Genomic DNA, 13305 nt, shown 5'->3' with positions numbered 1-13305 from the left:
GACTTCCTCGAGCCGCGCAGCCGCGTCAACGAGATGATCAACAACTTCATCAAACCAGGCCTGGAGGATCTGTGTGTCTCCCGTACCTCCTTCAGCTGGGGCGTTCCGGTCGACTTTGACCCAGGACATGTTGTTTATGTATGGATCGACGCACTCTCCAACTACATCAATGCACTGGGCTACGAAAACGATAAATACAACGACTTTGACAAGTACTGGCCGGCTGACGTTCACTTTGTCGGCAAGGAGATCGTCCGCTTCCACTCGATCATCTGGCCTGCAATCCTGATGGCACTCGACCTGCCGCTGCCAAAGAAGGTTTACGGTCACGGCTGGCTGCTGCTGGACGGCGGCAAGATGAGCAAATCCAAGGGCAACGTCGTTGACCCATATGTTCTGGCAGAGCGCTACGGTGTCGATGCCCTGCGTTACTTCCTGCTGCGCGAATTCCCATTTGGTTCGGACGGCAACTTCTCCAACGAAGCGCTCATCAACCGCATCAACATCGACCTTGCAAACGACCTGGGCAACCTGCTGTCCCGTTCGGTTTCGATGGTGGAAAAATACTTCGGCGGCACTCTGCCACAGGAGCGTGAAGCCGATCCAATCGACGACGAACTGATCTCGATGATCTCCTCTCTGCGCGAAAAATACGACGAGCAGATGGAAAAATACGCCTTCCAGAACGCTCTGGCAGAGGTATTCAAGGTCATCTCCCGCACCAACAAATATATCGACGAGACTGCTCCATGGGCGCTGGGCAAGGACGAAACCAAGAAAGCAAGACTGGCTACCGTTCTGTATAACCTGCTTGAATCCCTGCGTGTATCCGCTTCGCTGCTCTCTCCATTCATGCCGGAAAGTGCTGCCAAGATCACCGAGCAGATCGGCGCGACCGCAGAGGACGTTTCCTATGAAAACGCTGCAAAATACGGTGTTCTGCCAAAGAATGTAACCGTACACAAGGGCGCTACCCTGTTCCCGCGTATCGACATGCAGAAAGAGCTGGAGGAGCTGGCTGCTCAGCAGGCTGCTGCTCATCCACAGCTTCCAAAATATGAGGGCGTTGCCGAGCTGATCGACATCGACCACTTTGGCAAGGTTGACCTGCGCGTCGCTCAGATCAAGGAATGTGTACCGGTTAAACGTGCAAAGAAACTGCTGAAGCTCCAGCTGGATGACGGCTTCGAGGGCGGCAGACAGGTTGTTTCCGGCATTGCTCCATGGTACAAACCGGAGGACCTGATCGGCAAAAAGGTTGTTGTGGTTGCAAACCTCAAGCCTGCAAAACTGTGCGGCGAGGAATCCTGCGGCATGATCATCGCTGCGGACGTCGACGACAAGACCGTCAAGGTTCTGTATGTCGATGATTCGATTCCAAACGGTTCTAAACTGCGCTAAGGATATAAAAAAGAGGAGCGAATGCTCCTCTTTTTTCGATTGGACGAGGGGAGGAATTTTTGTGATTTCATCTGCCAGTGCATTGGCTTATCTCAGACAGGCTGTTCAAAACAATCCAGGTCCCTGGGAACAGCACAGCCTTTCGGTTGCAGACAATGCAAAACGCATCGCCCAAAAGGCAGGCCTAAATCCTGAAACAGCTGAGGTGATGGGACTGCTGCACGACATTGGACGCGGTGCAGGAATCAGCGGCATCCGGCACATCTTCGACGGGTACGACCTGATGATGTCGCTCGGAGAGCCTGAGGTCGCCCGCATCTGCCTGACCCACTCCTTTCCGAGCAAGGATATTCACACCTATATCGGAAAGATCGACTGCACCCAAGCGCAGCTTGCCTTTTTACAGGATTTTTTAAACAGCCATCCTTATGACGATTACGACCGCTTGATTCAGCTGTGCGACGCCATTTCCCTGCCAAACGGCGCCTGCATCCTCGAAAAAAGGCTCATCGATGTGGCCCTGCGCCATGGTGTTACCGAACATTCCATCGACAAATGGAAGGCATTCATGCAGGTGAAAAAACGTTTTGACCAGCTCTGCGGATGCAGCATCTATTCCCTGCTTCCCAACGTGCTGGAAAATTCGTCGGTGGATTTGGTCTGATTTTCTTGTGACAGGAGGTTTTTTATGCAATTTCAAATTTTCCCTATGAGTCAGTCTGATGCTAAAAAAATCGCAAATTGGCATTACGAGGGTATCTACTCCTTTTACGATATGGAAAACGATCCTGAAGACCTGCAAGAACTTCTTTCCCCAGAAAAACGCGGCGAAAACTATTGGAGCGTTTATTCAAACGAAGTTCTGATTGGATTTTTCGCCCTTTCCCACAATGATTTCTCGGTCGAGATCGGTTTGGGGTTGCACCCTGATCTGACTGGAAAAGGACTTGGCAGTACATTCTTAAATGAAATTGAGCAATTTATTCTAAATTCTTTCTCCGACGTCTCTATACTCTGTCTTTCCGTTGCTTCTTTTAATATACGCGCACAAAAAGTTTATCAACGCGCCGGATACCTTCCTTGTAAACAAGAAATGATTACAACAAACGGAGGACAATATCCTTTCCTTGTGATGGAAAAGCATCTTTCTAATACATAATATCTATATTCTACGGAAACGGAGGTTCCCATGCAAAATATTTTCGACTCTCATGCACATTACGATGACCCGCGCTTCGACGACGATCGCGACACACTTCTATCCTCGATGGCGTCCAACGGTGTGCGCACCATCATGAACGTTGGCAACACTACCAGTGCCAACGTCGCAGGCATCGAGCTTGCCAAAAAATATCCGTTTGTTTATTGCAGCATCGGCATCCATCCCGATCAGTCGGCGGAGATTGCCGCGCAGAATTCCCGCGACTATCTGGATGTCATCGCTCAGCAGCTCTCCTATGAAAAAGCAATGGCGCTGGGCGAAATCGGGCTGGACTACTATTATGATGACGATGCGCCGCGCGACATCCAGAAAAAAATCTTTGAGGAGCAGCTGGCTTTGGCAAAGGACCTGGATGTTCCTGTCATCATCCACAACCGCGACGCCCATCAGGACACGCTGGAACTGCTCAAAAAATACCGTCCGAAGGGGATCATGCACTGCTTCTCCAGCTCGGCGGAGGTTGCCAAAGAGGTTCTGCGTCTGGGAATGTACATCGGTTTTACCGGTGTCATCACCTTTAAAAATGCGCGCCGCGCCGTCGAAGCTGCCGCCGAAATCCCACTCGACCGGCTGCTCGTGGAAACAGACTGTCCCTATATGGCGCCGGAACCATACCGCGGCAAACGCTGTGACTCCACCATGCTCCCTCGCATGGTGGAAAAGCTCGCTCAGATCAAAGGTATAGACCCTCAGCAGCTGGCCGACCAGACCTTCCAGAACGCCTGTGCGGTCTACAATATCCCGCTCTCTCTGCGATAAGCTTCTGTATAAAAAGTGACATTTTGCGAAAATTTTATACAATATCTTCTATCCCATTGACAATGGTAAAAGCTGGGTCTATAATAAACTTACTGTCGAATTTTAATTCAGAAAGGATGTTTTGTTATGCGCAATCTTTTTCAGCGCCTGGTAGTGTTCCTGTCTGCGTTCGCGGCTTCCTTTTTTGCACTGACTCCTACTGTCTTTGCAACAGGCATCCCATACACCGGCGATGATAATAAGGTTGGACTGGTGATTGGTCTTTTGGTTGTTTCGGTCATCGTCATCGTCCTGCTCCTGGTGCTTTCCGCTGCCAGCAAAAAGAAAAAAGGAAGAAAATAATCTGATCCTTGTGCAGTCATTTTTAGCAGTTTAGTGAAATATAATTTCACTAAACTGCTTTTTTCTTTTTCCTGAAATCCCTGTTTTCTATGGCAAAACAAAAGCCTTTCCTGTTTTATTGGGTGTTTTGAATAAAATCATCATTCTTTTTTCTCATATTCTGCGATTTGATTTTTTTACGCACTTGTTTTATAATGAAATTGAAATTAAATCGCATTTATTTTCATATTGTGAAATTTAGAGGGATTGATATGAATTTACCGAATATCATCAATATTCAGAAATTTTCCGTCCACGATGGTGACGGCATTCGCACCACCGTTTTCTTTAAAGGATGCAGTCTCAGCTGCTGGTGGTGCCACAATCCGGAAAGCCAGCGCTTTGCACCCGAATTGATGTACAACGCCGAACGCTGCACCTCCTGCGGCCGCTGTGCCGAAGTTTGTCCACAGCACGGCATCCAAGAGGTAGACGGACAGTTTCTGGCAGATCGCACCAAATGTGATGCCTGCGGAACCTGCACCGAATATTGCCTTAACAACGCCCGTGAAATCTGTGGCCGCACCTATTCCATCTGTGAGCTGATCAAGGAAATCGAAAAGGATCAGATGTTCTACGAACAGTCGGGCGGCGGCGTCACTCTTTCGGGCGGCGAGGTCATGCTGCAGTCACCGGAATATATCGAGGCACTGACAAAACAGCTGCACAAAAAAGGATTCAACATCGCCATCGACACCTGCGGATATGCTCCGTGGGAAAATTACGAGCGAATCCTCCCCTATGTCGACACCTTCCTGTATGACATCAAGCTGATCGACCCTGAACGCCACAAAAAGTACATGGGTCAGGACAACGCCCTGATTCTGGAAAACCTCAAAAAGCTCAGCGAGGCGGGCGCCCGCATCAATCTGCGTCTGCCGTTGATCGTACCGGTCAACACCGAGGACAGCGACATTCAGGACATCATCCGCTACCTGAAGGAAAACAACATCCACATCGTTAAAACCAACCTTCTGCCCTACCACAACACCGGCAACCACAAATATGATAAGCTGGGTGAGGAATACAAGGGCGTCACCTTTGAAAAGCCCTCGCAGGAGCGGCTCGAACAGATTCAGAACCAGTTTATTGCAGCCGGATATACCGACGTCAAAATCGGCGGCTAAGCAATTTGATACCGGATTTCAAAACAACCACATTCTGATTTTTAGATTCGGAAGGAGAAATATCCCATGGAAGAAAGAGGCATGAACGAACGCATCCAAAAGCTGCGTCGTCAAAGTCTGGACACTCCAGCCAGAATTTACATGGAGCGCGCCGATCTGATGACCGACGCTTACCAGAAATACGAAGGCACCGTTTCGGTGCCGGAGATGCGCGCCATCGCATTCAAATACTTTATGGAGCACCGTCATCTGTGCATCAACGATGGTGAGCTGATCGTCGGCGAAAAGGGCGACGGTCCACAGAAATCCCCGACCTTCCCTGAGCTGTGCTGCCACACGCTGGAAGACATGCGCGTCATGAACGACCGCGAACTCATCAGCTTCAAGGTCAGCGACGAGGATTTGAAATTGCAGGAAGAAAAGATCATTCCTTACTGGGAAAACCGTTCGATTCGTCACAAAATCCTCAACGAGATGACACAGGAATGGAAGGACTGCTATGAATCCGGTATCTTCACCGAGTTTATGGAACAGCGCGGTCCTGGTCATACTGTCGGTTCCCAGAAGATCTATACCAAAGGATTCCTGGATTATAAAAAGGATATTCAGGATGCACTGGATAAACTCGACTTCTTAAACGACCCTGAAGCACTGGACAAACAGAATGAGCTCAAAGCGATGTCCATCGCCTGCGACGCCATCATGATTCTGGGCAAACGTTATGCCGATATGGCAAGAGAACTTGCCGAGAAGGAAAGCGATCCGGTCCGCAAAGAGGAACTGCTTCAGATTGCACACAACTGCGACGTCGTTCCTGCACATAAGCCGGAAACCTACTGGCAGGCCATCCAGATGTACTGGTTTGTTCATCTGGGCGTCACCACCGAATTAAACCCATGGGATGCTTACAGCCCGGGCCGTCTGGACCAGCACCTCTATCCGTTCTATGAACACGATGTCGAGGAAGGCATCCTTGATGACGAGAAAGCGTTGGAGCTGCTCGAATGTCTGTGGGTTAAATTTAACAACCAGCCTGCTCCTCCAAAGGTAGGTATCACCTTAAAAGAGAGCAGCACCTACACCGACTTTGCAAACATCAACACCGGCGGCATCACACCGGACGGTCGCGACGGTGTCAACGACGTCAGCTACCTGATTCTGGACTGCATGGACGAGATGAAGCTGCTGCAGCCAAGCTCGAACGTACAGATCAGCAGAAAGACACCGCAGCGCTTCCTCAAACGTGCCTGCGAAATTTCCAGAAAAGGCTGGGGCCAGCCGGCATTCTATAACACCGAAGCCATCGTTCAGGAGCTGCTCAACGCAGGCAAATCCATTGAGGATGCCCGCCGCGGCGGTACCAGCGGCTGTGTGGAAACCGGCGCCTTCGGCAACGAAGCCTACATCCTGACCGGTTACTTTAACCTCCCGAAAATTCTGGAAATCACCCTGCACAACGGCTATGATCCTGTCAGCAAAAAGCAGCTGGGTCTGAAGCTGGGCAACGCAGAGGACTTCAAAACCTACGACGAGCTGTTTGACGCCTACAAAAAACAGGTCAAACATTTTGCCGACATCAAGATTCGCGGCAACAACGTCATCGAAAAAATCTACAAGGAATATATGCCGGCTCCGTTCCTGTCGATCATCACCAACGACTGCATCAGCAAAGGCAAGGACTACAACGGCGGCGGCGCCCGCTACAACACCACCTACATTCAGGGCGTTGGCATCGGCACCATCACCGACTCGCTGGCTGCCATCAAATACAACGTCTATGAAAAACAGCGCTTCACCATGCACGAACTGATGGAAGCTCTGGAACATAACTTCGAGGGCTATCCTGAAATCTACAACTTTGTCACCAGCAAAACTCCGAAGTACGGCAACGATGACGACTACGCCGACGAAATCATGGAATCGGTATTCGATTACTACTATCAGACCGTCTCCGGCCGTCCGAACGTCCGCGGCGGCGCCTACCGCATCAACATGCTGCCAACCACCTGCCACGTCTACTTCGGCGAGGTCATGATGGCAAGTCCAAACGGTCGTCTGGCATACAAACCAGTTTCGGAAGGTATCTCCCCGGAAAAGGGCGCAGACGTTCACGGACCGACCGCCGTCATCAAATCCTGCTCCAAGATGGATCACCTGCGCACCGGCGGCACTCTGCTCAACCAGAAGTTCACTCCAAGTGTCGTCGCCGGAGAAGAAGGACTGGACAACATGGCAAACCTGATCCGCTCCTACTTCAACATGGACGGACACCATATCCAGTTCAACGTCATCGACCGTCAGACGCTGATCGACGCACAGAATAACCCTGAAGAATACAAGGATCTGATCGTCCGCGTCGCCGGTTACAGCGACCACTTCCGCAACCTCAGCCGCGCTTTGCAGGATGAGATCATCGCCAGAACCGAACAGTCGTTCGACTAATCTTGGTTGAATATTGTTTTCTCATGTATTTTGGGGGCTCTTTCCTCCTTGCCCCCTTCTCTTTTTGAAATTTATTTACTGGAAAGGACGTTAATATTATGAGCAACGCACATTTTGCAGTTCCAAAAGCCTACAATGAACCTGTCAAAGCCTACCTGCCAGGCAGCTCTGAGCGTGCAGCACTGAAAAAAGAGCTGGATCGTCAGTCCGAGCTGAAGGTAGACATTCCGATCATCATCGGCGGCAAAGAGTACCGTACCGACAACAAGGGCAAATGCGTCATGCCGCACGACTTTAACCATGTTCTGGCTGAGTACAGCATCGCTGGCGAAGCAGAGCTGAAAGCTGCTGCTGACGCTGCTATGGCTGCCAAGGAAGAATGGGCAAATATGCCTTGGGAGCACAGAGCCTCCATCTTCCTCAAAGCTGCCGACCTGCTGGCTGGTCCATGGCGTGCAAAGATGAACGCTGCCACCATGCTCGGACAGAGCAAAACTGCTTTCCAGGCTGAAATCGACTCCGCCTGTGAGCTGGCTGACTTTTTGCGCTACAATGTTTATTTTGCAGAGCAGATCTACAAACAGCAGCCGGAAAACTCCAACGGCGTATGGAACCGCACCGAATACCGTCCTCTGGATGGCTTTGTTGTTGCTATCACTCCATTTAACTTTACTTCGATCGGCGGCAACCTCTGTACTGCTCCTGCCATCATGGGCAACACCGTTGTTTGGAAACCTGCTCAGACCGCTGCTCTCTCCAACTACTACTTCATGCAGCTGTTGAAGGAAGCTGGACTGCCGGACGGCGTCATCAACTTCGTTCCTTGCCGCGGCTCGGATGTCAGCAAATACCTGCTGTCTGATGCCCGCATGGCTGGCTTCCACTTCACCGGTTCCACTGCTGTTTTCAGCGGCGTATGGAGCCTGGTCGGCGAAAACATCGCAAAATATCATTCTTATCCTCGTCTGGTCGGTGAAACCGGCGGCAAAGACTTCATCTTTGCACATCCAACCGCTCAGGTAGAACCACTGGTTGCTGCTATGGTTCGCGGCGCCTTCGAGTTCCAGGGTCAGAAATGCTCCGCTGCCTCCCGCGCTTACATCCCTGCAAGCATCTGGCCACAGGTCAAGGAAAGAGTGCTGGAAGAAACTGCAAAACTGAAGATGGGCGACCCAAGAGACTTCACAAACTTCATGGCAGCTGTTATCGACGAGGCTTCCTTCAAGAAGATCAGCGAGTACATCGACTATGCAAACGCTTCCTCCGATGCAGAGGTTCTCTGCGGCGGCTACGATGGCTCCAAGGGTTACTTTGTAAAACCAACCATCATCCAGGCAAAAACTCCGGACTTCAAGACCATGGTCGAAGAAATCTTTGGCCCAGTCCTGACCGTCTATGTTTACGAGGATGAGAAGCTGGACGAAACCCTGAAGATCTGCGACACCGCTTCCCCATACGGTCTGACCGGCGCTATCTTTGCACAGGACAGAAGCGCTATCGTCAAGATGGAAAAAGCGCTGTCCAACACCGCTGGCAACTTCTACATCAACGACAAGCCAACCGGCGCTGTTGTTGGTCAGCAGCCATTCGGCGGCGCACGTGCTTCCGGTACCAACGACAAGGCTGGCAGCATGCTCAACCTCTACCGTTGGATCAGCCCAAGAGTCATCAAGGAAAACTTTGTTCCTTCCAACGACATTGCTTATCCATTCATGGCTGAAGAATAAAGCTCTCCCTTTGCAGATCAAAAAAAGGTTCCTGACACCATGGTGTCAGGAACCTTTTTGATTGCAATAAAAATTGATTGAGCCGTCTTAGAATTTACCGGAGCTTCCGCTGTATCCGCCGCCCGAAGAGCTGGATACGCCGCCTCCGCTGCTGTTGTTTTTAGGGATTCTCCGGCTGGTGGTAAAGGTGTGAGCAAAGCGGTCCTCCTGCCGGTGCATCTGCACTCTTCCTCCCTGCAGATAAGCAGTTGCCGAAATCTTGCTCGAAGAGATGCGCGGATGCAGATAGATCATGCCGCCGACCACAAGTGCCGCCAGCACCAATCCTGAAACAAACGAAACCAGCACGATGGTGCCCACCGGTTTGACGCCGTAATTGACAATGGTCTCCTCTGCCTCGTCCAGGAAATACCAGATACCGCCGGCATAATCGCCGTTTGTCAGATAGGGCGCTACATCATCGACCATTGCATCGGTCTTTTTAACCGGAAAATAATCGGTGTAGGCCTCTGTTGTCAGCACAGCAAGGTTGCGTCCTCCCATATCAATGCACAGCATGATCGCCGGAAGGCTGTCGTTGTAGCCAAGCTGCTCATACTCGTCGGCAAGATAGCGGCGAACCTCCTTGCCGTCGGTGTCAAAGGTGGTTTTTACAAAGACGATAAAGCCGGTTTCCTGCGCAATCTGCCGTCCATAGGCGGTCAGTTCGTCCTTCTCACTGCCGGTGAGAAGCCCTGCATCGTCGACAATTCGGATCTCTCCGTAGTTGGTCAGCGGCAGCTTGGAAGGCTCTGCCGCAAAGGCTGTCACTGCACAGACAAACAGCAGCACCAGCGAAAGCGAGAGCATCGCTGCCCTTTTCATCCACTTGCTGTTTAGCATATCAGCAGCCCTCCTATCGTTCCCAGGATGGTCACAGCGGCAGTGATGATTCCTGCCAGCGCAGCGGCCTTGCCGACGCTCAGCGGCAGATTGCCGACCATCTTGCCGGTCTGGCCGTTCATGCCAAACAGATAATCTTTGCCGTGGTACTTGGTATACAACAGCCATACTGGCAGCATGACATAGCGGCTGCTGGATTTGATAATGTCCGCCTCCATGCTGGAGACATCCACCGTCGTATAACCGGAACAGCTGTCCCGCAGCTTTTCTGTGGCACTCTGGGTGATTCTTTCCTTCAGTCGGTTTGCACATTCTTCCCTGGTTACATCGTACCGCTGTGCAAAATAGCCCGACAGAAACGCCATGTTGAAATCCTTGAGGTCGTCATAGGAAAACGGCTCCAGCGCATCCATCATGTCGTCGTTCATCTGCTTGGAAGCATCGGTCGGAATGTTCCGATAGGTCATTGCCGCCTCGCGGACAATGTCATAGACATCCGTCTTGGTGTACTCGACATCCTTTGTTCTCCAGACGTGAATCCGTTTGCCGATCGCCTTCATCTGTGCATTGACATAGCTGTCGTGCAGCCAGAACGGCACATAGATGCCCGTCACCTTTTCGATGTGGCTGTGCGAGGTAAAATCCTTCGGCAGCAGAGGCTTCTTTTTGCACAGGTCGTACAGCGCCTGCTTTGCCTGTTCTTTGTCCAGCTTAAACGGAATCAATGCCTTTGGATGAAATTCTCCCTCCATCTTCTTCGGAAGGACCGAAGGATTTCCGCAGAAGGTGCAGAAGGTGGCGACGGTGACATCGTCGGTGACCAGCTCTGCGCCGCAATTCGGGCAGAAGTAGCACTTCTTTTCTCCGCTGTCCTCCTGTGTCTGCTCCTCTTCCTGCGAATGCTGTCTGTTGTATTCCTCCAGCTGCTCCTCTCCGAAGGAACTCAGGCAAAATTTACAGTCCCAGTGCTGGGTTTCGCTGTTAAATTCGAGCGGTGCGCCGCAGTTGGGACACTGATAGGATAAAACTTCCATCTTCTCTCCCCCTTTGCTCGGTTGTCAAACCGCCGTTTTCTAGGACAGCTTGGTGCCGCATTCGGGACAGAATTTGCTTGGACTCTCAATCTTTTTGCCGCAATTTGGACAGAATGCAGCAGCTGGTTTTGGCTTTCCACATTCTGTGCAGAACTTGCCGGTATTCTTCGCTCCGCACGAACAGGTCCATTCCTGCGTTTCCGGCTTTGGCTTGCCGCACTCCATGCAGAATTTTCCGGTGTTCTTTGCTCCGCACGAGCAGGTCCACTCATTTGCAGGAGCTGCTTTAGGCTGTGCTGCTGCCGCTGCCTGATTGGAAGCGCTTGCTGCCGCCATAAAGCTGCCGCCCTGGTTCATTCCCATATTCATATTGAAAAAGCCTGCCGCAGCTCCCGACTTGTTGGAGCCTGCCGCTTCCAGTCCGCGGGCAACTGCACCCTGTACATAACCTTCGCGGATGGTCGGATCGGAAAGCATCGCGCCCTGATTGCGCATCTCAATCAGCTTCTTGGAAGCTTCATCGTAGCTGATCGAGTTGATGCCGACCGATTCGATCTTCATGCCGCGCTTCTCGTTCCAGGATTCATCCAGCACGTCGCTCATATACTGCGCCAGCTCCATCGCCTTGGAGGTGACGTGAGAAATGCGGATGCCATCGATCGACATCTTGTTGACGGCGGTCTGGAAGGCGGTCAAAAACTCGGCAATGTACAGCTTTTGGATGTCCTCCACGCTGACATTGTCCTGATTGTGCGGGATTGCTTCCGCATAGAATTTGATCGGGTCAACAATCTTAATCGAAAAATAGCCGTTGGTGCGCAGATACAGCTCTGCATTATAAAAGTTATCAAAATAGTTGATCGGATTTGGAGTGCCAAACGCGATGTCCTTGATCTCCTGAAGGTTGATGAAATAGACCTTCTGCGAGCGGGATGGCACGCCGCCGAACTTAAAGCGCTCAAAGCTCTCCTGAACCGCTTCGGAAAATCCACCGTTAAACAGCGACGGAGCGCTGCCGTTGTCCACCTTGTAGTAGCCTGGCTCGGAGGTAAAATCGACAATTCTGCCGCCGTCGGTCAGAATCATAAACTGGTTGACGCCGACCTCGATGATCGAACCATCGCTGATATAGTCCGCGGAACCTTTTGTGTTTGCATTGCGTTTATCTCTGCCGCGCACCTTGACACCGGCTGCCATGACCGTTTTGCTTCCCATCTCACCGACGCAGTAGTATTCCAGCCACTGATCTGCAAAACTGCCTCCAATCGAGCTGATCGCTGCTTTGATGATTCCCATAGATCTTCACCCTTTCAACAAATATTACATTTTTCGTGTCATACGCCGTCATTATATCATACATTATTTTTGTTTGCAATTACCCATCCTGAGCATCTTTCAACTGCTGCAAAAAGATTTTTGATAAATTCACATCTCGTCCATTGTAATGTTTAAGAATATCCGCTACAATATTTATTAAGATTGTAGAATGTATTTGGAAACGGAAAGGAATGAGTGCATGATCCGACTGCTGAAGCCGTCCAAAAAGACGTGTGAACTTGAGCGGATCGAACAGCTTTATCAGGAATACAAGGTACCTTTGTGGCGATACGCCTATAAACTGCTTCATGACGAACACCTTGCCGACGATGTTGTGCAAAGTGTTTTTACCAAGGCGATTGAAAAAAGCTCGCTGATTTGTTCACTGGACTGTAACAAACCCGTGCCTACTTCGTCATTATGGTGAGAAACCTCTCCTACACCCTCTATCGTCAGCAAAAAAGTCATCCGCAGCTGGGATTAGGGGAACTGGAGGAGGTTTTGCCCGACACGGACGAAGGTCCTGAGGAAGCGTTGATCCGTCGCTTTGAGCAGGAAGACCTCTATGAGATGCTGGAGTCCCTGCACGAATCATACCGCGATGTTCTGACAATGCGCTATCTGTACAACCTGTCCGATGAGGAGATCGGCACAGCGATGGGCATCAAAGCCGCCAGTGTGCGGGTCGTGGTTCATCGCGCTTTGAAGGCGCTGAAAAAAGCTTACGCTTTAAGGGAGGAGGGGGAAAACAGATGAAGATTTCCCCGGAAAGTGAAAGTAACCGGAATTCATCTTTTGACGACGATTTCAATCTGTTAAATCAGGAATATGATGACCTTTTGCTCAAGCATGCCGCACTGGAACATGCTCGGCGCACAGTAGAGGATTTTGATGCCGACACATCCCTTGCGGACATCCCTGCGCCGGATCTGCACGAGCTTGATCGCCGGATGCAGCAGGTTTTTTCCGATGCCAAACGCAAACGCCGCTTTGCAGAATCTGCAAAGCAGTGC

Annotated in this window: 14 protein-coding genes; 10 read left to right on the top strand and 4 right to left on the bottom strand. The window is 50.9% G+C overall.

The genetic code is table 11. The annotated features are described in order from the left end of the window. The 8 genes from metG to pruA all read left to right on the top strand — a co-directional run. The coding region (gene metG / locus Q0L39_RS07820) for a methionine--tRNA ligase (RefSeq protein WP_296628133.1) at positions 1-1401 on the top strand (1401 nt) is incomplete at its 5' end. Between the two features lie 61 nt (positions 1402-1462). Beyond that, the gene (locus tag Q0L39_RS07815) at positions 1463-2065 is read left to right on the top strand and encodes an HD domain-containing protein (protein WP_296628131.1); all 603 of its coding nucleotides are present in this window, start codon (positions 1463-1465) and stop codon (positions 2063-2065) included. A gap of 24 nt (positions 2066-2089) precedes the next feature. Beyond that, the gene (locus Q0L39_RS07810; protein WP_296628129.1) at positions 2090-2560 is read left to right on the top strand and encodes a GNAT family N-acetyltransferase; all 471 of its coding nucleotides are present in this window, start codon (positions 2090-2092) and stop codon (positions 2558-2560) included. 30 nt (positions 2561-2590) lie between these two features. Beyond that, on the top strand, positions 2591-3382 hold the full coding sequence (locus tag Q0L39_RS07805; RefSeq protein ID WP_296628128.1) for a TatD family hydrolase: 792 nt from the start codon (positions 2591-2593) through the stop codon (positions 3380-3382). A 126-nt stretch (positions 3383-3508) separates the two neighbouring features. Beyond that, a complete protein-coding gene (locus tag Q0L39_RS07800; RefSeq protein WP_296628126.1) occupies positions 3509-3724 on the top strand; it encodes a hypothetical protein in 216 nt (71 codons plus the stop codon). Positions 3725-3975: 251 nt separating this feature from the next. Continuing rightward, complete coding sequence (locus tag Q0L39_RS07795; RefSeq protein ID WP_296628124.1) at positions 3976-4890, top strand: trans-4-hydroxy-L-proline dehydratase activase; 915 nt, start codon at positions 3976-3978, stop codon at positions 4888-4890. A 66-nt stretch (positions 4891-4956) separates the two neighbouring features. Then, complete coding sequence (hypD, locus tag Q0L39_RS07790) at positions 4957-7332, top strand: trans-4-hydroxy-L-proline dehydratase (protein ID WP_296628122.1); 2376 nt, start codon at positions 4957-4959, stop codon at positions 7330-7332. A gap of 98 nt (positions 7333-7430) precedes the next feature. Beyond that, entirely contained in the window at positions 7431-9059 is a 1629-nt protein-coding gene (pruA, locus tag Q0L39_RS07785) for an L-glutamate gamma-semialdehyde dehydrogenase (protein ID WP_296628121.1), read from the top strand. Positions 9060-9146: 87 nt separating this feature from the next. Here pruA and Q0L39_RS07780 read toward each other — a convergent pair whose 3' ends face one another. From Q0L39_RS07780 to Q0L39_RS07770, 3 genes are read right to left on the bottom strand one after another with little or no spacing between them, the layout of a single operon-like run. Next, positions 9147-9941 (bottom strand): TPM domain-containing protein, encoded by a 795-nt coding sequence (locus Q0L39_RS07780; protein WP_296628120.1) that lies wholly within the window; start codon positions 9939-9941, stop codon positions 9147-9149. Next, entirely contained in the window at positions 9935-10975 is a 1041-nt protein-coding gene (locus Q0L39_RS07775; RefSeq protein WP_296628118.1) for a zinc ribbon domain-containing protein, read from the bottom strand. The genes Q0L39_RS07780 and Q0L39_RS07775 overlap by 7 nt, the downstream gene beginning before the upstream one ends. A gap of 39 nt (positions 10976-11014) precedes the next feature. After that, positions 11015-12271: an SPFH domain-containing protein gene (locus Q0L39_RS07770; protein ID WP_296628116.1), complete on the bottom strand. Its 1257-nt coding sequence runs from the start codon at positions 12269-12271 to the stop codon at positions 11015-11017. Positions 12272-12491: 220 nt separating this feature from the next. Between Q0L39_RS07770 and Q0L39_RS07765 the strand changes: the two genes are divergently transcribed. Together Q0L39_RS07765 and Q0L39_RS07760 are read left to right on the top strand one after the other, a co-directional pair. Continuing rightward, a complete protein-coding gene (locus Q0L39_RS07765) occupies positions 12492-12719 on the top strand; it encodes a sigma factor (RefSeq protein WP_296628114.1) in 228 nt (75 codons plus the stop codon). After that, the gene (locus Q0L39_RS07760) at positions 12713-13048 is read left to right on the top strand and encodes a sigma-70 family RNA polymerase sigma factor (protein ID WP_296628113.1); all 336 of its coding nucleotides are present in this window, start codon (positions 12713-12715) and stop codon (positions 13046-13048) included. The genes Q0L39_RS07765 and Q0L39_RS07760 overlap by 7 nt, the downstream gene beginning before the upstream one ends. 59 nt (positions 13049-13107) lie before the next feature. Here the strand turns inward: Q0L39_RS07760 and Q0L39_RS07755 are convergent. Next, the coding region (locus Q0L39_RS07755) for a hypothetical protein (RefSeq protein ID WP_296628111.1) at positions 13108-13305 on the bottom strand (198 nt) is incomplete at its 5' end.

Origin of the sequence: uncultured Negativibacillus sp. (assembly GCF_944388365.1) — a bacterium.
GTDB lineage: Bacteria > Bacillota > Clostridia > Oscillospirales > Ruminococcaceae > Negativibacillus.
This window is presented reverse-complemented; position numbering and strand designations above follow the sequence as displayed.

Coding starts and splice junctions, on each gene's coding strand:
- Q0L39_RS07810 (WP_296628129.1), top strand. CDS start 2,090: ATGCAATTTCAAATTTTCCCTATGAGTCAGTCTGATGCTAAAAAAATC.
- Q0L39_RS07805 (WP_296628128.1), top strand. CDS start 2,591: ATGCAAAATATTTTCGACTCTCATGCACATTACGATGACCCGCGCTTC.
- Q0L39_RS07800 (WP_296628126.1), top strand. CDS start 3,509: ATGCGCAATCTTTTTCAGCGCCTGGTAGTGTTCCTGTCTGCGTTCGCG.
- Q0L39_RS07795 (WP_296628124.1), top strand. CDS start 3,976: ATGAATTTACCGAATATCATCAATATTCAGAAATTTTCCGTCCACGAT.
- hypD (WP_296628122.1), top strand. CDS start 4,957: ATGGAAGAAAGAGGCATGAACGAACGCATCCAAAAGCTGCGTCGTCAA.
- pruA (WP_296628121.1), top strand. CDS start 7,431: ATGAGCAACGCACATTTTGCAGTTCCAAAAGCCTACAATGAACCTGTC.
- Q0L39_RS07780 (WP_296628120.1), bottom strand. CDS start 9,941: ATGCTAAACAGCAAGTGGATGAAAAGGGCAGCGATGCTCTCGCTTTCG.
- Q0L39_RS07775 (WP_296628118.1), bottom strand. CDS start 10,975: ATGGAAGTTTTATCCTATCAGTGTCCCAACTGCGGCGCACCGCTCGAA.
- Q0L39_RS07770 (WP_296628116.1), bottom strand. CDS start 12,271: ATGGGAATCATCAAAGCAGCGATCAGCTCGATTGGAGGCAGTTTTGCA.
- Q0L39_RS07765 (WP_296628114.1), top strand. CDS start 12,492: ATGATCCGACTGCTGAAGCCGTCCAAAAAGACGTGTGAACTTGAGCGG.
- Q0L39_RS07760 (WP_296628113.1), top strand. CDS start 12,713: ATGGTGAGAAACCTCTCCTACACCCTCTATCGTCAGCAAAAAAGTCAT.